The sequence below is a fragment of the Streptomyces sp. AB3(2024) genome (assembly GCF_041862025.1).
Classification (GTDB): domain Bacteria; phylum Actinomycetota; class Actinomycetes; order Streptomycetales; family Streptomycetaceae; genus Streptomyces.
Genome location: NZ_JBGWAB010000008.1, coordinates 35,247 through 54,336, shown reverse-complemented (window position 1 = coordinate 54,336; position 19,090 = coordinate 35,247). Strand labels below are relative to the sequence as shown.

The 19,090-nt window shown below is 68.4% G+C and carries 15 protein-coding genes and 1 pseudogene; 10 read left to right on the top strand and 6 right to left on the bottom strand.

What is annotated here, in order from left to right:
- Nucleotides 1–110 precede the first annotated feature (110 nt).
- Nucleotides 111–761 (top strand): thymidine kinase, encoded by a 651-nt coding sequence (locus tag ACEPPI_RS05610; RefSeq protein ID WP_373914104.1) that lies wholly within the window; start codon nucleotides 111–113, stop codon nucleotides 759–761.
- 484 nt (nucleotides 762–1,245) lie between these two features.
- On the opposite strand, the gene valS is transcribed toward ACEPPI_RS05610, so the two are convergent.
- From valS to ACEPPI_RS05595, 3 genes and pseudogenes are all read right to left on the bottom strand, one after another.
- Nucleotides 1,246–3,819 (bottom strand): valine--tRNA ligase, encoded by a 2,574-nt coding sequence (valS, locus tag ACEPPI_RS05605; protein ID WP_373914103.1) that lies wholly within the window; start codon nucleotides 3,817–3,819, stop codon nucleotides 1,246–1,248.
- Nucleotides 3,820–4,461: 642 nt separating this feature from the next.
- Complete coding sequence (locus tag ACEPPI_RS05600) at nucleotides 4,462–4,683, bottom strand: ferredoxin (protein ID WP_373914102.1); 222 nt, start codon at nucleotides 4,681–4,683, stop codon at nucleotides 4,462–4,464.
- Between the two features lie 244 nt (nucleotides 4,684–4,927).
- Nucleotides 4,928–5,172: pseudogene (locus tag ACEPPI_RS05595) on the bottom strand (ISAzo13 family transposase); the annotation flags it as partial.
- A 547-nt stretch (nucleotides 5,173–5,719) separates the two neighbouring features.
- On the opposite strand from ACEPPI_RS05595, the gene ACEPPI_RS05590 reads away from it, so the two are divergent.
- The 4 genes from ACEPPI_RS05590 to ACEPPI_RS05575 all read left to right on the top strand — a co-directional run bounded on the left by ACEPPI_RS05590 (nucleotide 5,720) and on the right by ACEPPI_RS05575 (nucleotide 10,948).
- Nucleotides 5,720–7,177, top strand: coding sequence for a hypothetical protein (locus ACEPPI_RS05590; RefSeq protein ID WP_373914101.1), 1,458 nt, complete (start codon nucleotides 5,720–5,722; stop codon nucleotides 7,175–7,177).
- A 131-nt stretch (nucleotides 7,178–7,308) separates the two neighbouring features.
- Nucleotides 7,309–7,602, top strand: a complete 294-nt coding sequence (locus tag ACEPPI_RS05585; RefSeq protein ID WP_373914100.1) for a TcpD family membrane protein — start codon at nucleotides 7,309–7,311, stop codon at nucleotides 7,600–7,602.
- 47 nt (nucleotides 7,603–7,649) lie between these two features.
- Nucleotides 7,650–8,246, top strand: coding sequence for a hypothetical protein (locus tag ACEPPI_RS05580; protein ID WP_373914099.1), 597 nt, complete (start codon nucleotides 7,650–7,652; stop codon nucleotides 8,244–8,246).
- Complete coding sequence (locus tag ACEPPI_RS05575) at nucleotides 8,243–10,948, top strand: ATP-binding protein (protein WP_373914098.1); 2,706 nt, start codon at nucleotides 8,243–8,245, stop codon at nucleotides 10,946–10,948. Before ACEPPI_RS05580 ends, ACEPPI_RS05575 begins: the two co-directional genes overlap by 4 nt.
- On the opposite strand, the gene ACEPPI_RS05570 is transcribed toward ACEPPI_RS05575, so the two are convergent.
- Complete coding sequence (locus ACEPPI_RS05570) at nucleotides 10,927–11,520, bottom strand: hypothetical protein (protein WP_373914097.1); 594 nt, start codon at nucleotides 11,518–11,520, stop codon at nucleotides 10,927–10,929. The two genes, ACEPPI_RS05575 and ACEPPI_RS05570, sit on opposite strands and share 22 nt — an antisense overlap.
- A 92-nt stretch (nucleotides 11,521–11,612) precedes the next feature.
- On the bottom strand, nucleotides 11,613–12,263 hold the full coding sequence (locus tag ACEPPI_RS05565; RefSeq protein WP_373914096.1) for a hypothetical protein: 651 nt from the start codon (nucleotides 12,261–12,263) through the stop codon (nucleotides 11,613–11,615).
- 122 nt (nucleotides 12,264–12,385) lie between these two features.
- Here ACEPPI_RS05565 and ACEPPI_RS05560 point away from each other — a divergent pair, with 122 nt between their 5' ends.
- The 3 genes from ACEPPI_RS05560 (at nucleotide 12,386) to ACEPPI_RS05550 (ending at nucleotide 16,411) form a co-directional block, all read left to right on the top strand.
- Nucleotides 12,386–15,229 carry a hypothetical protein gene (locus tag ACEPPI_RS05560; RefSeq protein ID WP_373914095.1) on the top strand — a complete coding sequence of 948 codons (2,844 nt, stop codon included), beginning with the start codon at nucleotides 12,386–12,388 and terminating at the stop codon, nucleotides 15,227–15,229.
- Nucleotides 15,230–15,264: 35 nt separating this feature from the next.
- Complete coding sequence (locus ACEPPI_RS05555; protein WP_373914094.1) at nucleotides 15,265–15,849, top strand: hypothetical protein; 585 nt, start codon at nucleotides 15,265–15,267, stop codon at nucleotides 15,847–15,849.
- A gap of 178 nt (nucleotides 15,850–16,027) precedes the next feature.
- On the top strand, nucleotides 16,028–16,411 hold the full coding sequence (locus ACEPPI_RS05550) for a hypothetical protein (protein ID WP_373914093.1): 384 nt from the start codon (nucleotides 16,028–16,030) through the stop codon (nucleotides 16,409–16,411).
- Between the two features lie 22 nt (nucleotides 16,412–16,433).
- On the opposite strand, the gene ACEPPI_RS05545 is transcribed toward ACEPPI_RS05550, so the two are convergent.
- Entirely contained in the window at nucleotides 16,434–17,237 is an 804-nt protein-coding gene (locus ACEPPI_RS05545) for a hypothetical protein (RefSeq protein WP_373914092.1), read from the bottom strand.
- Nucleotides 17,238–17,382: 145 nt separating this feature from the next.
- Between ACEPPI_RS05545 and ACEPPI_RS05540 the strand changes: the two genes are divergently transcribed.
- Nucleotides 17,383–18,249, top strand: coding sequence for a hypothetical protein (locus ACEPPI_RS05540; RefSeq protein ID WP_373914091.1), 867 nt, complete (start codon nucleotides 17,383–17,385; stop codon nucleotides 18,247–18,249).
- 134 nt (nucleotides 18,250–18,383) lie between these two features.
- Entirely contained in the window at nucleotides 18,384–18,947 is a 564-nt protein-coding gene (locus ACEPPI_RS05535) for a hypothetical protein (RefSeq protein WP_373914090.1), read from the top strand.
- The last annotated feature ends 143 nt before the right edge of the window (nucleotides 18,948–19,090 follow it).

The following is a 19,090-nucleotide window of genomic DNA, read 5'->3' as shown; positions in this document are numbered from 1 at the left end:
ATGAACTGCGGAAAGAGCATCAACTCGCTGGGGAATCCGCCATCTCACGCAGGGGCCGCCGACCACCCCTGCCCCACGGTCTGCCCGCCCCGAAAGGTCACCCTCCTCTGATGTCCGAATTGGTATTTTTCTCCGGCACCATGGATTGCGGGAAGAGTACTTTGGCGCTCCAGATCGGGCACAACCGTTCGGCGCGCGGTCTCCAGGGCGTGATCTTCACCCGCGACGACCGTGCGGGGGAGGGCAAGCTGTCCTCCCGCCTCGGCCTGGTCACGGAGGCGGTGGAGGCCACCGAGGGCATGGACCTGTACGGGTACCTGGTCGCCCAGCTTTCCAAGGGCGGCAAGGCGGACTACGTGATCGTGGACGAGGCCCAGTTCCTTGCCCCGGAGCAGATCGACCAGCTTGCGCGGGTCGTCGACGACCTCGACATGGACGTCTTTGCCTTCGGCATCACCACGGACTTCCGTACGAAGCTGTTCCCCGGCTCACAGCGCCTGATCGAACTGGCAGACCGCATCGAACAGCTCCAGGTCGAGGCCCTGTGTTGGTGTGGAGCCCGCGCCACCCACAACGCCCGCACCGTCGCCGGGGAGATGGTGGTCGAGGGCGCCCAGGTCGTCGTCGGCGACGTGAACCGCCCGGCGGGCGAGATCGGCTACGAGGTTCTCTGCCGCCGGCACCACCGCCGCCGCATGACGAGCGGTTCGGCCCAGGCCGGAGCCCTATCCCCGGACGTTCTCCCGGTCAACCACGCCTGATGGCACGCCGGGCGGAAGGCGAACTTCAGAGATGACTTGAAGGCGCCATCAGCGCGAAGACAGGACCGGGTAGAGGCCGGCCATGGTCCGCTCGGCCCCGGAGCCTGGCGGACTCGGCGTTCGCTCAGACAATCGCAAGGTCCGCCCGACCGGCCGCATGATCCTCCACCACCTCGAAGACCCAAGGGTTTGACCCGGCACCGCCATCGACGCACCCGCCCTTCTCGCCGGCAGAGGAGTCCAAGCACGCCTGCCTGGACCACGGCATGTGAGCGGTCGCTGACGCCGAGCTTTGCGGAAGACCCGCAGCAGGTGGGCTGCGGCACCTGGCCCGTCACGGGGGAAGGCAGAAGCCCCAGGTCACGGAGAGTGAGTCCTGGGGCTTCCACAGAGCAGCCTTCGGGATTCGTACCCGAGACCCGCGTATGACGAGATCACCAGTGATGGTGACGCGCGGTGCCGTCCGTGCCGCTGATGCGGCTCGCTACGACAGCTCCACCTCGACCGTCAGCTCGGTGGCGTTCTCGTCGGCCCGGAATTCAAGCTCGGACACGTTGCCGGCCGCCTTGATGTCCGCGCTGAGCAGCGCGATGCTCTCCAGCACCTCGGCGGGCGCCTGGAACACGACCCGAGCGACTTCCGCCCGCATCGACAGCTTCGCCGTGGACTTGGCCTTGCGGACGACGGCGATCGCCGAAGCGGCGACGTCGGCCAGCTCCGGCCGCCCGTCGGCGGCACCCGCCGCGAACTCCTCGAGTGACGGCCACGCGGCCAGGTGCACCGTGGAGTCGTGGGTCCACGACCAGGTCTCCTCCGTGGTGTAGGGGAGCACGGGTGCGAACATCCGGGTCACGATGTCGAGCGCGGTGCGCAGCGTGGCCCGGGCCGACTCCGCGCCCTCCTCGCTGCCCTTGCCGTAGGAGCGCTCCTTGACCAGCTCGACGTAGTTGTCGCAGAAGTACCAGAAGAAACGCTCGATGCCGTCCAGAGCCGAGGTGTAGTCGAAGCCCTCGAGCGCGGCCGTCGCCTCGCTCACGGTCGTGGCCAGCTTTGCCAGCAACGCCTTGTCCAGCGGATCAGTGGTTTCCGCGCCGGCGGCCGGGGCGGGCAGCGAGAGCACGAACTTGCTCGCGTTGAGCAGTTTCACCGCGAGCCGCCGACCGATCTTCATCTGCTGCGGGTCGAAGGCTGTGTCGGTCCCCGGACGGCCGCTCGCCGCCCAGTAGCGGACCGCGTCCGCGCCGTACTCATCCAGCAGATGCCCGGGGGTGACCACGTTCCCCTGGGACTTGGACATCTTCTTGCGGTCCGGGTCGAGGATCCAGCCGGAGAGCGCGGCGTGCTTCCACGGGGTGGTGCCGGCCTCCGAGTGGGACCGCACCACGGTCGTGAACAGCCACGTACGGATGATGTCGTGCGCCTGGGGGCGCAGGTCCATCGGGAAGACCTGCGCGAACAGCTCCGGGTCGGCGAGCCAGCCGCAGGCCAGCTGGGGGCTCAGCGAGGAGGTCGCCCAAGTGTCCATGACATCCGGTTCACCCATGAAGCCGTTGGGCTTGCCCCGCTGGTCTTCCGTGAAGCCGGGCGGGCAGTCGCTGGACGGGTCGATCGGAAGCATCGATCCGTCGGGGACGATGGGCTCGCGGTAGTCCGGCTGGCCCTCCTCGTCCAGTGCGTACCAGAGCGGGAAGGGCACGCCGAAGAAACGCTGACGGCTGATCAGCCAGTCGATGTTGAGACCCTGGACCCAGTCGTTGTAGCGGGACTGCATGTGCGGCGGGTGCCACTGGATCTCATTGCCACGGGCGAGGAGTTCGTCGCGGTGCTCGACGGTCCTGATGAACCACTGACGGCTGCTGACGATCTCCAGGGGCTTGTCGCCCTTCTCGAAGAACTTGACCGCACGCGTCGTCGGACGCGGGTCGTCGATCAGACTGCCATCAGCCCGCAGCGCCTCGACGAGGAGCTCGCGGGCGCTGTGCACCGTCTTGCCCACGATCGTGTCGTAGATCGCCTGCGCCCGCGCGGCGTCCTCGCTCGGCAGGGTTTCGAAGTCAAGCGCGAGCAGCCGGCCGTTGCGGCCGATGACCGTACGGGTCGGAAGCTGGAACTCGCGCCACCACATCACATCGGTCATGTCGCCGAAGGTGCAGATCATCGCGATGCCGCTGCCCTTCTCGGGGTCGGCGGCACGGTGGGCGACCACCGGGACCCGGACACCGAACAGCGGTGAGACGACCTCGCTGCCGAAGAGCGGCTGGTACCGCTCGTCGTCCGGATGCGCGACCAGGGCCACGCAGGCCGGAAGCAGCTCGGGCCGGGTCGTCTCGATGAAGATGTCCTCGGACCCGTGCTTGAACGCCACCCGGTGATAGGCGCCCGAGGCATCCTTCTCGATCACTTCGGCGTTGGCGACCGCAGTCTGGAACGACACGTCCCACATCGTGGGCGCCTCGGACTGGTAGGCGTCACCACGCTCCAGCAGGTTCAGGAACGCCTGCTGCGAGACCCGCTGGGCCTCCTTGCCGATGGTCGTGTACGTCATCGACCAGTCGACCGAGAGACCCAGCTTGCGCCAGAGCTCCTCGAAGACGAGCTCGTCCTCGGTGGTCAGCTTTTCGCACAGCTCGACGAAGTTCTGCCGCGAGATGCTGATCGCGGGTGCCTTCTTGTCCTTGCCCGTGCGCTCTGAGACGGGGGTCGGCGCCGTGAAGTCCGGGTCGTACGGCAGCGACGGTTCGCAGCGCACCCCGTAGTAGTTCTGCACCCGGCGCTCGGTCGGCAGACCGTTGTCGTCCCAGCCCATGGGGTAGAAGACGTGCTTGCCGCGCATCCGCTGGAATCGGGCGACGATGTCGGTGTGGGTGTAGCTGAAGACATGCCCCACGTGCAGGGAGCCGCTGACCGTGGGCGGCGGAGTGTCGATCGAGAATACGGCGTCACGACTGCCCGGCCGTCCGAAGCGGTATACGTCGGCCTCACTCCAGAACTGCGACCACTTCGATTCCAGCTCGTCGAGCGAGGGCTTCTCCGGAAGCGGAGACCCGTAGCGCGTCACGCCGACACACCCTTCCCAGTTATTCCTGCACCTTGGGACCGGCCGAACGGCGAACCCCGCCGACAGCGGCGACCTCGGCGCGGATCCTCAGCGATACCGATGAGTCGAGACTCGACCCCAGGGTCAGTGTAGGCGCCCTGGGCGCAAGCCCTTACCCGGGCTTTCCCGGAAGGGCCCCGGCGCAGGGGCGCCCGGACAGCCCGGTCACCGCCTCCACGGGTGCCGACGATGCCGAGGGGAACAGCGCCGAGCCGGCCCCCTGGCACGGGACCACCATGGGTCCGTTCACCTTGCGGGAGGGGCCTGCCCGACGGTGAGGCCCCGGCCCGGGAGAGGCGGTCCGAACGCGGCCGCCGTCAGAGCGGGAGATCATCGCGTAGTGCACACGTGAGGACCCTGAAGCCGGACCGGTCACCGAGCGACGAGACCATCTCGCCGACCGGCACGGTACCGATGCCTGGCAGCTCCACGGCGTCATCGACGTCCGCGGATTCCGGTGCTCGTACCACTACGCCCGGGATCGAACCGTGTCCGGTCAACGGGGTACGGCTGATCGCGTAGGGGTGGACATGCTGAGGGCCTGCCGTGTGAGGGTGGCCGGGGTGTCCGGGCCGGGATCCGCCGTAGGGACGGGTGACCGGCTCATGACCAGGGGCGCGGGCCGACGACCGCGCGGCGCTCGCTGACGGTGATCGCCATCGCCGGGCAGGTGTCCGCAGCATCGAGCAGGGCCTCGTCCGGCTCGACCCCGCGGGTCACGGGCCGGGCGTGCACTCCGTCCAGCCTGTGGCGGTCCGGGGCCAGGGCCGCGCACACACCCGAGCCGATGCAGACGTCCGGGGTCACGTCGAGCTTCCACGTCACGGGTCACCAGCCAACGGGCATGATCAGGGGCGCACGAACGATCGTCGGGGTCTTCCGGACGACCTCGCCTGCCATCGTCAGGCCGGGCAGCTTGGAGAGGAGGGCGCGCAGCGAACCGGAGCACGTCCCGGTTGGCGGCGCTGACCGAGACGAGCACGGGCTCGCCGGCACGCACCAGCACACCGCCGACCTCGACGTCCTCCTTGGCGTAACGGGGAGAACTGCCCCCCGCGGCGAGGAAGGCATGCCGGGTCAGTGGCAGAACCGCCATCCCCACATCACCGATCGTGACTCCAGTCGGGTAGGCGTTGGTGTCCAGTTCGGCCGTGACCTGCAGTCCGGTGCGGGTAGTGGTTGCGGCGGACCGGACGATGACATCGTGTCGTGGCTGGTCAGCGGGCGGCCCCGCCAGTTCATGGCGATGTGGGAGAACAGCCGGTGCTCGATCTTGTTCCGCTGCGACGTACCCGGCGGCAGGTGGCAGACGGTGTCCGCCGCCAGGTCGTGGACCCTCTACGGGATCGCCTTGCCCAGTTTCGGGTCGGCGAAGCCGTGCATGTTCACCGGCACCGGATCACCGGCCGGCCGGCGTTCCGGTGCTCGCGGGCGCTCAGGCTGACGTGCTCGTCACGGTGTCGTCAAGATGGAACTCTGTGCGGCGGATCCGACGTCTTCCGTGAAGCCTGACGAGGCCCCGCCTGTCGCAATCGGGGTAAGTGGGCTGCGTTCGCCGGCCCCGCCGTTTCGATTGGGGCGGAGCCGGTCGGTTCTCGCCCCCGGGTGGCGTAGGGGATCGACAGCAGTCGATCGTATGTCCGCCCGGGTGGGGCGGTGAGCTCCATGTCGACCGCGCCGGGACGCCATTGCCGCCACAACTTTCCTACACCCGCTCGCACATGCGGAATCGGGATCGGGTGCGTCCGGGCCGCGGGTACTGCCGTTCGATGCCGCTCCTGTGACTATAGTGCTTGTGTCTAGACAGTGAACGGGGAGCTGTCGCGCCGCATCGAGGCGCGGCGGCAGGGGAAGGGGAGTCGTGACTACGCCGCCTCATGACGGCCGGGAGCCGGTACCGGTACTGACCGAAGACATGCTCATCCGGCCGGAGAGGGGCGCGGGCGGCGGGTGGTTCCGCAATCCGTTCGCCAAGAAGCGCCCGGCTCCGCCCACACCGCCCAACCCTTGGCTGATCGCGACGAGTTCGCCGCCCGGCGACACGTCGCCCGAGGGCGGCGCGCCCGAGCGAGGTACCCCGGCGCATCGCGCACCCGGTACCGGGCTGCCCGAGGCGGCCACCGCCGGGACGGCGCGCGGAAACGGCAAGAAGGGAAAGAAAGAGGACCGGCCGGCCGCACAAGAGGGCAACGGCTGGTTCCACAACCCCTTCGCCAAGGCCAGGCCCAGCAGCGACCTCGACCGCGGACAGGTGTCCACGGCTCAGATGTGGGCGGGGCCCCGGCGCGGAATCCTGGTGCGCCGGATGCTCGGCATCCTCACCGTCCTGCTCCTGCTGTTCCTCTTCGCCAAGGTGGGAGGAAAGGCATCCAAGGCGGAGGTCCAGGCCCTGGCGGACAAGCAGACGTCGTCGGAACGGGCGGACTTCCCCCGGGGTGCCGCCTTGATGTGGGCGGCACCGCTGGTGAAGGCCTTCGCGAGCTACGACCCCGCCCAGGTCGAAGCGCGTTCGACGGTGCTCCGGCCCTACGCGATCAATGGGCTCGACGGCCAGCTCGGCTGGAACGGCCAGGGGAAGCAGGCCGTCATCGACCTGGTGATGAGCACCGACGTGCAGGTCATCGCGGCCGACAAGGGAATCGTGCGAGGAACCGTGCAGATCCAGGACGGTTCCTGGCGCTGCGTCGCCGTACCTCTGTTCGTCGTTCAGCGCAGCGGCTCCTCCGCCTTCGGGCTCACCGCCGCTCCCGTGTACGTGCCCTGCTCCGGAATGACCACGCCGGCGAAGGCGGCGGCGAGCGCGTCGAACGACGCGGCGCTCGCCCAGACGTTCAAGTCGGACCTCTTGCCGCCGTTCATGGCCGCCTGGATTCAGAGCGACAGCGCGAACCTGGCGCGCTACCTGCTGCCCGGGACCACGTCGTTCGGTCTCGGTGGCGCCTACACGGGCAGTCGTGGGGGCGGCCGACCGGTGATCGGCGAGGTGTACGTTCCGCAGGCGGCCGCCGGGCAGGACGCCAGCAGGCGCACCCTGACCTTCTCCGTGACGCTGAAGAGCACCGCGGACGCCAAGGCCGAGCAGACGTCGGCCTACCAGGTGGCCATCGCCCAAAGCAACGGTCAGTGGTACTTCGCCTCCGACCCCACACCCGTGCTGGAGGGCGGAGGGATCGGTGGAGACCAACTGCCGGACGCCCAGCCGACGAAGGGGTCGGAGGGGCTGTTCACCCAGGGCCCCTCGTCCGCGCCCACGCCCGGCCCCTCCGGCAGTGGCACAGGTATGCAACAGCCGAACGCCACCGGATCCACCAAGCCGTAAGAGCGTCTATACATGACGCAAGGCGGCTCCGCTCAGCGGAAAAGACGACCGCCGCCTCCCCCTTGTGTATATACGATGATCCCGTGCGTCCGGCCATTCCGGCGCACCAGCCAGAAGAGGACACAGAATCCATGGTGACGCAGACCCTCCAGGCCCTTCCGCCCGCCACCCACATGATGCTGGCGGACGCCGGCACCATCACGACGAAGACCAGCGGCATAGGCAGAGCGATCCTCGCCGCGACCATCGTCATCGCGGTCGTCGCGGCATTCTTCACTCAGGCCCAGCGCAAGTGGATGGTCGTCGCGACCATCCTGCTGATCGGCAGCTTCAGCTTCATGATCGTCGACAACCCGGAGACGCTGCTCAAGGAAGGCGGCTCCTTCATCAAGACCAACCTCTGGGACCCGATCCTCTCGTCCTGATCGTCTGACGGATCGCGGCGGGGAACCACCACAAGGGAGGAGGGGCGATGAGCGACGACGTTGTCGTACTGCGCGACTACACCGAGGCGTTCAAGGTCAAAAAGGCACTCCGGAAGGTCGGCAAGGCGACCGTTCCCTTGAAGGAGGGCCTCTTCGTCGACGACATCAAGATCTTCGCCGGCTCGCTGGTCGTGTGGGTCATGACCTACAACATGGTCCTCGCCCCACCGATCAAGCTGGTGGCGCACGCGGTCGGCAAGCACGCGCCGGTCGGTCTCCCCTATCTCTTCATCCTGCTCGTGCCGCCGGTCTTCGCGGTCGCCCTCTCCCGCCGCCCGGTGCGGCACAACCTGGGGATCTTCGGTCTCCTGCGCGCCGCGATAAGGGACTTGATGGACGACCCCGTCCATCGTAGGGGCGTTCCCGTACACAAGAGCAGGGACACCGTGGCGTACCGCATCGTCGTGTGGCGTGCGCGGCCCGAGCTGCTGCCTGACCTGGCGCCCAGAACACCCCTGCCCAATGGCTACGGAACGGTCCCCGTCCCGCCCACGGGCGGTTTCGGGCCGGTCAAGGACCGGCGCCAGCCCACAGGCACCACAGCAGCAGGCGACCAGCGCATCAAGGAAGGCGTGTCAGCGTGAACAACGTCGTTTCCCGCCTTATGCCGGACGGCTATCAGGTACCGTCCCGCATCGGATACCGCTACCTCGACGACAACATCCTGTTGGATGCCGAGGGCGCCTACACGCTGGTCAGCGTGCCGACCCGCAGCTGGGAACTGACCAGCCCGCTCGACAAGCGGGCGGGGCTGGCGCAGGTGTACGCCGCACTCTCCGGCCTGCCCCGAGGGAGTGCCCACCAGACGCGGCTGATCACCACGGACTTCCCGTTCAACGCCGACCTCTGGGCCAAGAGGCTGGACGAGCGGACGCAGAGCCAGGGCATTCCGTCCGCAGGCTGGTCCTCCGTGCTCGAGGACACCCGTGTCCGGATCAACGACGCCGCGTGGCCGATCAAGCGCGTGTACCTCGTGGTGCGCCTCGGCGACCGGGCTTCGTACAACGGTACGTGGGGTCGCATCCAGCGCATGTGGGACCAGGTCAAGAAGCCTCTCGACCTCGATGACGAGATGCCACCGCTCGAGGAGATAGCGGTATGGCACGACGCCGCCCGTGACATCCGCAACACCCTGGGCGGGTCCCCCCTGCGCTGCCAGCCCGTGGGGCGCGAGGAGGCGGAGATGCTCCTGCTGCACCTGACGCACCCCGGGCTGCCGGCGCCGGACCCCTCCGCCACCCCGCCGAAGCGCTACGGGCCGGGAGAACTGCAGGCGCTCTGCGGTGGCGAGCTGACCAGGGAACCGCTCGGGCGCATAGGCAAGTACCAGTACAAGGCGTTGCGCCACGAAACCGTCACCGGTACCTCGTACCAGCTGTGGTTCGCGCTCTCCCTCGGGCCCGAGGAGGTGACCTTCCCGAACACACTGTGGCTGCACCGCACCGACTCCCTGCCCTTCCCGGTCATCCAGTCCGTCGGCTTCGAGATCCAGGAGCTGGCCGACACCCGCAAGGACGCCGACAGGGCACTGCGCAACGTCGAGGAACAGTTCTTCAACGACCAGGAAGCCGGCGTTTCGACCGACCTGACCTATCACCAGAAGCGCGAATTGGTCACCCAGATGAAGTACCTGGTGGACCACCATCGCACGCCCTTCATCCGCATGCGCGCCCTGTTCGGGATCTCCGCCACGGACCGCGAGGAACTGCGCGAGAACGCCCGCGACTTCGTACGGTCCATGCGCGAGGCGGGCTACACGGTCGACGGCCCGCCCACCCACCAGAAGTTCTTCTTCTACGAGTCCCTGCCCGGTGGCAGGCCGATGGACACCGACTACATCCGGCGTGTCCCGCTGGACTACCTGGCCGCCGGCATGCCGCACATCTCGCCCTCCATCGGGGACGGCCAAGGCCTCTACCAGGGCTACACCATCGGCGCGGGCGGGATGCCGGCCGAGCCGGTCTTCGTGGACCACATGCTGTACGCGACCCAGTCACAGCTGGCGCCCACCGAGGGCGTACCGGGTGACCCGGGTGGCGGCAAGACCGTCAGCCGCGGCCTCAAGCCGGTCTGGGAGGACGCCCTGCGAGGCATCACCCAGGTCGTCTGGGACCCGAAGGGCGACTACCTCGTCCTGAAGAAGTACGCGGAGGAGCTGGGCCTCAACCCCGACAAGATCATCTGCGTCAACGTCTACGACGCCGAACCGGGCATGCTCGACCCCGCCGCACAGGCCGAAACGCCCCAGGACGCCGCCCAGCTGATGCGCGAGACGCTGCTGCGCCTGGTGCCCGACCTGCTGGTGGGTCAGAACGGCAGCGACTTCGGTGACGTGATCCGGCAGGCGGTGGGCGCGGCCATCACCGAGGGCCACGGATCCACCTACCTCATGCGCGTCGTGGAGATCCTCGAAGCATGGGAGAAACTCCCGCCCGCACCCCACAACATCAATCAGGAACGCTGCCGGCAGTTCTCCGGCCCGCCCGGGCGCCGTTACCGCGAGGTCTCCCGGACGAAGCTGGGACAACTGGTCTTCGGACGGGCCCCGCGCCCCTTCAAGATTCCCGTCGGCTACACGGTCATCTTCTGCACGCTCGGTCTGCAGATGCCCGACCCGGGCAAGTCCCCCGAGATGATGTCCGAGCGCGAGCTCCTCTCGGACGTGATCGCGGGCCTGATGGCCGACAACACCTGGAACATCATGGCCACGCTCGACCCGGCGATCCCCAAGGCGATCACCTGGGACGAATGGCACACCAGCAAGGACAACCCCCGGGCCCGCACGCTGGTCGACCGCATCAAGCGTCTCGGCCGGTCCCGCAACACCTTCCTGCGGCTGATCTCGCAGTCGGCGGGTGACTTCGACTCCAGTTTCGTCACCGGCGTGTGGGCCTTCGGCACGACGTCGAAGGAAGAGGCAGCGAAGACCTGCGAGTTCCTCGGGGTGGAGGCGAACCAGCAGAACATCGGCACCATCATGTCGCTGGGCGTCGGCCAGAAGGGCGTCTGCGTCCTCAAGGACCGCACCGGCAAACTCGCCCGGGTCAGAGTCGAGTTCATCCATGATCACGTCCTGGAGATATTCGACACCAACCCGGAGAAGGACCCGGGGAAGATGACCCGCATCATCGCCGAGATCTTCGGTGAGGAAGCGGCCGGGGCGCGTCGCGAGATCGAGGCGAAGGGCGACGAGTCCGGCGCGGACGGGCCCGGGGCCACCGGTGGCGGTGAGGACGATCCCGTCCCGATGGCGGCGCGGTTCGGCTACGACGGCTTGACGTCATAGGTGAGGCGGGTGACCTTCCCGTTGCCCGCCTCGTCCCCCTGGTTGCCCATGGCCGTGCCGCTGAGCCAGTCGCCACTGCTGGTCCGCACCCTGAAGGTGAATCTGTAGTCCTTGCGGGTCGCGTCCGGCAGCAGTTCGGCGCGGACCACCGTGAGGGTGGAGGCTATGGTCATGTTGTCCCTGGTGAGGGACTTGAAGAACGCGTCCTTCTCGCCCGGAGTGAGTTTGCCCGGGTAGGTCAAGGTCGCGCCCTCGTAGTCCCGCTTGTCCCAGCCCGGCTCGCTCGCGTTGCGCGGCGTGTAGGAGAACGAGAGGTCCCAGTAGACCGCGTCGTCCGACATCCAGGTTCGGTAGGTACCGTCCTGCGGAGTGCGCAGGGCTTCCAGGAGGTGGACGACCTGCAGGCGCCAGGGAGCGTTTGCGTAGGGGCCGCCCGTGGGGGAGGGCGACGCGGAGGCGGTGTCCTGGGAGCCGGCTTCGGCGTGGTCACCGTCCTTCGTGCAGCCGGTGAGCGCCAGTGAGGCCACCACCAGGATGGTCGCCGCAACCCGTGATCGCGTAGTGATCGGCACGCCTTATCCGTCCTCACTGTGCAGCAGTGTGTCTATACGAAATGTCCTTCGTGATCCTATGCCAGCAGGGGAGCGTGTCCCAGCCGCATTCCTCAACGACCGTAAACGAAGCGGACGATGACCGGATCGCCGGACTCCCGGGTGCGGAACACGGCCTCCCCCGTGAGCAGCGCACCCCCCTTGTCCCTGAGGGTGAATCCCAGGACGTGGTCCTCGTCCGTACCCGATGCCGACGAGATCACGAGCGTCGACGGGACGATGGTGCCGTCCCGGGAAACGGCACGGAACACCGCGCCGACGTCCGTCGCGGAGAGTTCCCGGTGGTTCACGCGAGCCGTTCCGTCCGTGCGCCCGGCGCCGGGGTCCGCGGCCGAGAGGGGGGTGTACGTGAATCCGTCCGTCTCCGAGGCGGCCCCGGGGAACCAGCGCCCGGCGTCCGAGCGGTCCGGGCCCGCGGCCAGCTCCAGGAAGGAGACGAGCCGTGGGCGCCAAGCGGCGGCCACGTCCGGAGACGGTGCGCCGGGTGCGCCGGGTGCTGCGGTCACGGCCGATCCGGCGGCGCCGGAGGGGGGCGCGGGTATCTGCTGCTGGGCGATGACCATTCCGAAGACGACGAACATCCCCAAGAGGCCGAAGACGCAGCCGCCGAAGATCAGCGCGACCTTTCCGCCACGTTTCAGGTCCCCCAGCGCGGCCCGGTGCAGGGAGCCCTCCCGGTTACGGTCCCGTCGATCACGGTCCATTCTCGGTCTGCGACCTCCGTCTCATCCGGCCCTGAAATGCGCTGAGTTCACTGCCGGGATCACATGCTAACGTGCACAGCGTATATACACAGTGGTTGAAGTCGCAGAACCGGGGGATCCGCATGGCAATCGCCTCGACGCCGGGGGGCCGGACCAGGCTGACGTCGTTCCGTGACGTTCCGGTCTCCAGACGGCCACGGCCAGGGCCAGGGCGGCCCGCGGGGCGCAGGAGCCGGGTCCTGCGCCGGATCGGCACACTGGCGCTGCTGACGCTGACCACGTTCACGCTGTGGTTCACGATGGCCACCCCGTCGCAGGCCATCACGGACGACATCGTCGCCATGTGCGGGCCGCTGGACGTACCGATGCCGGAGAACCGGGCCAAGGGCCTCGAAGCGTTCTTCGGTCTCAGCAAGGCGAACCCGGCCGTGCCGCAGTCGGAACTGGCCACCTACATTCCCGATGCGGGCCAGGACAAGTACCAGGGCCCCAAGCCCTCGTACCACCGCTACGGGATGTCGGGGCTCAGCTGGCACGCGTTCGGCTGGGAGCCCGGCTGCTTCACGATGAACCGCTACATCAACTTCATACCCGACACGATCTTCAACATATCGAAGACCTTCGCCACCTTCACCATGGCACTGCTCGGGTGGTCCTTCGGCGCCGATCCCTTCAAGTTCCTGGAGGGGCCGATCGGTTCCATGGCCGGAGCGATGTCCAACATCGCCGCGCCCTTCCTCGGACTGGTGGGCGCGCTGGGCGGGATTTATCTGGGCGTCAAGAACTGGGGTCCTCAGGGCCGGGTGACGGCGGTGTTCAAGGGCTTCGGCTGGATGCTGCTGATCACGGGGCTCTTCTTCTGGTTCGCGGCCAACCCGACGGCGGCGGGCAGCAAGATCAACACCATCGTCGGTGAGGTCACGGCCACCGGTTTCGAATCGCTGGCCAAACTGCCCACGACCGGCGGTGCCGAGAGCACCGCGCTGTGCAACGGGAAGTACGGCACGGACGCGGCCGGCTGTGTGCAGGACGCGGTGTGGGTGCCCCTCGTGTATCAGCCGTGGCTGTACGGCCAGGTGGGCAACAACGGTCCCGCGGCGGACCGGTGGGGCCCTGAGATGCTGAACGCCCAGTTCGTCGGGGTCGGCGCCGAGGGAAAGCTCGACGACGACGCCATCAAGGTCATCAGAAGTGTCGTCAAGTGGAACGGCACCGACAACGAGGTCGGCGGGGACTCGAAGTCCGGGAGCCTCGCTTGGGACAAGGACTTCGTCAAGACGGTCCCTTACCTCAAGGTGTGGGGCAACGGGCTCTGCAAGGAAGGGAAGGACAAGAACTTCCGCCTGTGCTGGGGTGACAAGGACAGCGGCTGGTTCTCGGACGACAAGCACAGGGTCCTGCCCGAGGACGAGTCGGTTGTGGCCGTCGCGGGCGGCAACGACTTCATGTCACGTCTCTCCGCCGCCGCCATGAGCGTGATGGGCGGCCTGATCATCAACGCGTCGATCTACTTCATCTGCGCGATGCTGCTCGCCGCGAAACTCGGCGTCTTCGTCCTGATGATCTTCGCGCCCTTCTACCTCCTCCTCGGAATATTCCCGGGACCGTCCCGGGTCGCCGCGATCAAGCTCGGCGAGCTGTTCCTCACCAATCTCTTCCGGCAGGTCGGCTGGGGCCTCGGTCTCGTGATCGTCACTTACATGGACACCCTGATCCTCGCCCCGGGCGGTGACCAGAACTGGGTACTGAAGATCCTCACCTGTGCCCTGATGACGGCGCTGCTCGGCGTGTACGCAAGGCCGGCCATGCGCGCCCTGTCCGGTATGGCCATGGGGAACAAGGACGCCGGAGACGCGATCGTCGGCGTCGGAGCGGACCTGGCCAAGAAGGCGGCCCAGACCACGCTCCAGGTGGGCGCCGCGGTCGCGACCGGCGGTGCGAGCGCGGCGATGTCCGCGGGCGCGGCGGTCCAGGGGGCGTCCGCGGCAGCCTCCGCTTCCGGGCAGACCCTGTCGACGTCCGAGAAGTTCCAGGCCGCGGGGATGGGCGTGCTCAAGAACGCTCCCAATCTCGGCAAGCGGACGCGATCCCTCATGGGCAAGTTCGGCGACGCCAAGGAAGCCGGCAAGGCGAACTACGAGAAGTCCCAGGAGCGGGAGGACCAGGCGCAGACCTCCGAGACCATCAGCAAGAGTTCGGCGGCGCGCGAGGGCATGGCCCTGCAGCGCAGGCAGCGTGCGCAGGCGAGCCCGCACACGGCGGCGCTGGCGGCGATCAAGCAGCGCCGCTTCGAGGGGGACGAGGCCGGAGCGGCGGCCATGGAGCGCGAGCACTTCGACGCGCTGCGGGATCCGCGTACCGGTGGCCGGCACCCGGACGACCCGCTCCACCCGAGCAACGTACGGCGCAGTGCGACCGGCGGGGTCGACCCCGTGCGCAACGTGCGTCCGGTCGAACGGGGCGACGAACTCCTGTCCTCCGCCGGAATGTCGAAGGACCAGGCCGCGGCCAACCTCGACCGGGTGCTCGCGATGTACCAGAACCCCGCCAACATCGACCAGAACCACACGGCGGGCCTCGCGCTGCGGAGCCTCGCGGTCCAGGTCGACTCAGGTGGCGAGCACACCGACGTGGCGAGGTTCGTGGCCGCCCAGGCGGTGGCCCAGCACGGCCTCCCGGACCGTATCGACGCCGTCGGCCTGCCCTCCAGCAGCCAGGTGACGGTCGAGGTCGTCTCCCGGGTGGCCAACGAGCTGCCGATCCAGCTGTCGCCCGAGGCGATGCAACCTCAGGGACGCATGGAGGCCCTGAACCGTGTCGAGGCGCTGGCGCAGGAGATACCGGTCGCCACGGCGATGTCCACGGCACTGAACGATCTCCGCGGGGTCCTGGCCAATATGAAGGCCCCCGAGGAGCAGATCGACAAAGCACTGAAGGCCGTCCAGCGGGCGGCCGGCCGAGAATGAGGCGGTGATCGGGAATGGGATATCGAGGGAGAAAGGTGGCGGCTCTGGCCGTCACGCTGGTGCTGCTCGGCTTCGTGCTCAACATCGTGGCCGGGAAGACCAGCACCACGACCGGCCGTGCCGCCGGCGCCGAGTCCGCCGCGCAGGCCCCACGACCGGTCGCGCCGCTCTACGTGCCGCGTTCGGCTTCCCTGATCGTCGCGATGTACGCCGGATCACTGGGCGCCGACGCGTCGCCGTCGGACGTCGCGAAGGCGTTCGCGATCACCTACTACCAGTACGACCCGGCGAAGACCACTGCGGGAACCTTTGTGGACTCATTGCCCCGGCTCGGCCCGGAAGCGCGCCAGCGGCTCGTGGAACAGCTGCCGAAGCACTGGGAGGGGTTCCTGTCGAAGATCTCCCGGACCGTGAATCCGCAGGCGGTTGTCCGCGACACCGAGCCGGCCAAGGAGGGAGAGGACCGGGCGGCCGTTACCGTGCTGCTCAACGCTCCCGAGCAGTCCCAGGAGTCGGGGACGGCGAAGCCGGCCGCGGGAGCGCTGCGGATGGACGTCAGACTGGAGAAGCGGGACAAGGACGGCTGGACCGTCACGTCGGTGGACCTGGCGCAGGGGTGAGGGCCGCATGGTGAACAGGAGCAGTTCGGGGACCGGAACCGGCCGGAAGGACACCGCCGCAGTCAAGGCGGGCCCGAAGCGGCGGCCGCACTCCGGGCCCGCGGGCGGGCGGCCGCCCAAGGGCGGAGGAGGGGCCGCGCGGTGGGGCAGGGCCGGACAGTCCCGGTCCCGGCCGGCCGTGCCGGGCTGGGCAGGACGGATCCCGGCCCACCTCAAGGTCGCCTTCGTGTTCCTGATCTGGATCAGCCTGGTCCGCGAGCAGTCCTCGTTGATCGTGGACTGGCGGCTCTACTATGCGCAGGCCCTGGTGGCCAGCTCCGCGCTGGCCGTCATGAGCGTGATCGTCGTGTACCTGCACCCGCCCAGGACGGCACGCTGGCGGACCGTCGCCTGGGCCTTCCTGGCCTCGTCGGCCGGCGGCGCGCTCGCGTACGCCGCCCTCGGGGGACGGGCAGGGCTCCTGGGCGCACTGCTCTGCGGGGCCCTGGTCCTGTGGGCCCGTGGTGAGGAGCGAGGACGCCGTACCTACCGCAGGCTGCGCGCGCGGCGGACGGAGTCCTGAGCAGACCGGCCCGGTGCCCCGCTCACGCGGGGTAGCGGGCGGCGATGTCCTTGCCCCGGGGCGTGTCCGGATCCGGTGACTCCTGGGCCAGGGTGATCAGTTCTTCGAGGTTGAGGACGAATCCGGAGCTGTCCAGCACCACACGGTCCCGGAGCGCCAGCAGGCACGAGGTCCGGTAGCCCTTGTCCCAGGCCCGGTCGATGTTCCGCCACACTTCGACGGAACCCTCCTCCCAGGTGGTGCCCGCGACCGAAGGCGGGGCGGGCGCCGGCTCCGCGGGGAGCCGGGCGTCCTGGTGCCCCGTGGCGGCCACGACCGGCCCGCCGGTGTCCGGTGCCGCCGGCCCGCCGGCGGGAGTGGATCCCGCCATCGCCGCGCCGTCGTCCCGCTGCCCCGAGTCTGCGATGTGCAACACGAGCGGCTGCTTCGAGTCCTCCGCCACCAAGAGCTGCACACCGTGCCCGACCAGCAGCCGCGCCCGCTCGAAGACCTCGCGAGCCCGTCGCGCGGTGAGTTCCTCGGTCGTGTAAGTCCGCTCGACGGAGCTGCCCGACGCGGCGTCCGGTACGCGCACCACCAGGTGGGCACGGGTCCCTCCTCCGGAGATTCCCGCGGACGACAGCACTCCGACGACGGCGGTGCAGGTGGAGAGCTGGGCGGCCCTTCGTCCCACCGTCCCACTGGGAGCGGACATCAGCCACAGGTCCACGGCCACCCGATCGACTTCGGCCAGCCAGGCCTCGTAAGGCCGGTCCCCCAAGGGTCCCACCGCCTGCACGGCGAGACCCACCCATGCCACCATTCCCGCGCCACTGTCGCCGCTCATCGGCCCCCCCAAATCGTGTGTCAATACACAGTGTACTTCGCGTCAAACTGCTTATCATTGTGGCGAATACACGGTCGTGACCCTTCGTCACCGTCTTCGCCTTCGCCTGCGCACTGGACACCCTCACCGAGCCCGAAGGAGTCGTATGACTGACCCCGGCACCGGTAAGGAAGCGGGGAACGTTTCGCGCCGCGCGGTGCTGACCATCGTGGTGCACGCCGATGGCAAGGCCAGGGTGGGCGGAGTCCCCGTAACGGTGCCCGCCGGCTCGGACATCGCGGCGGTCCGTGCCGCCGCCATGGCCGCCGCCGTTTCCATCGTCGCCCGGACGGGACGGGCGATGCGGGCGCTCGCGCACGAACCGGACGGTTCCACCTGGCCCTTGGTCGTCCATCCGGACGGAACCGTGGAGGACGGGGCGGAGGCCGGCGCCTCAGGGGAAGCTGCGGCCCCGCGCGACACGGCCACAGCGGCCGGCGCTTCCCCTGTCCGTCACCCCGCGGCCGCAGCCGCGCCCGGGACGCTCGTCCTGGGGACCGTCCTTTTGACCCCCGTCGAGGTTCCGCCGCCGCCTCAGCGGCTGCGGAGCCGGCTGGAGCGGATCGGCGAAGCCGGAGGATCCGGGAACATCGAAGCGGCCGTCGCCATGGTCGCGGACCTGGAACGCGACGTCAGTGCGGAGTTCGGGGAAGGGCACCCGTACGCTCTGCAGGCCCGTGCGGTGAAGGCCCACGTCAGCGCCATCGCCCACGACTGGGTGCGAGCCGCCGACACGTACCTCGGGATCGCGGCGGCATGGCTGGAAGTCGACGGGGCGGCGGGCTCTCAGGTCATGCAGAGTGCCTCCAATGCCCACGCCTGCTGGCTGCGCGTGCCCGGCGCCGGCGAAAGCGAACGGATCGGGGAAGCGGTCGTCCGGCTGTGGCAGCAGGTGCCCGGCGCCGACCGGCAGCTGAGAGCGGCCCGGCTCCGGCGGGACGAGGCCGGTCGGCAAGCGGCGCTCATTCCGTAACGCTTCCGTTTCCAACTGCGACCACACCGTACCGATGCTGTGTCAATTCCCTTTTGCTTGTGCTGTCATGATGAATCATCAGTGCTACTGGGACGAGACACAGTCGTTCCTTGGTGTCTCACGGGGGAAAGTAGATGGAGATGCGATTTGGTGCACACGGAGAAACAAGTGACGTCCTCACCCTGGCTGTAAGGGAAGGCGAATGGTCTGTCCGGATATCCACGGGGCTGGACCCTTCCGAGCCTTCCCTGCTGCTGTCGCTGCCTCGGGGACTGTTCGTGCGGCACGACGGGGCGATGCGCCGGCTGGGTGCCCATTCGGGCCCGGCGGTCGAGAGCGACCCCGAATACCTGAGCGCCCTCTGGGGCTTCACGCGCCTGGGGCATGAAGGGGATCTCGCCGAAATCGACGAGGTGCCACTGATCGGCATACGGGCGCTCGCGCGCGGCCTGTCGGTGGACTTGGCGGGGTGTCCGTGGCTCGCCCACCCGGGCCCGCTGGACGTGCCTGAGGAATGGCGGAGTGCCGGTGGACAAGGATCATGTCTCTTGGGGATCTGCTTCGAACTCGACCTGTGCGCAGCCGACGCCGACGAGCGCTTTCTGCAGGAGGCCTCTCAGGGCCGGGCAGTTCTGGGACAGGTGAGTGTTGTGAGCACTGCAACTGGATTGACATCGACTCGATGCGGAAAGTCATGAGGTAACGTCTGTACACAAGTATCGTGCGCCCTCATAGTGATCCTAGCCTCGGGCGCCGAGTGAGAGCTGGAGAAGCTGCCTATGAGCACCTCGGACATTCCTCAGCGCACTCGCCCGCAGCGGCGTCGCATGGTGACTCCGAA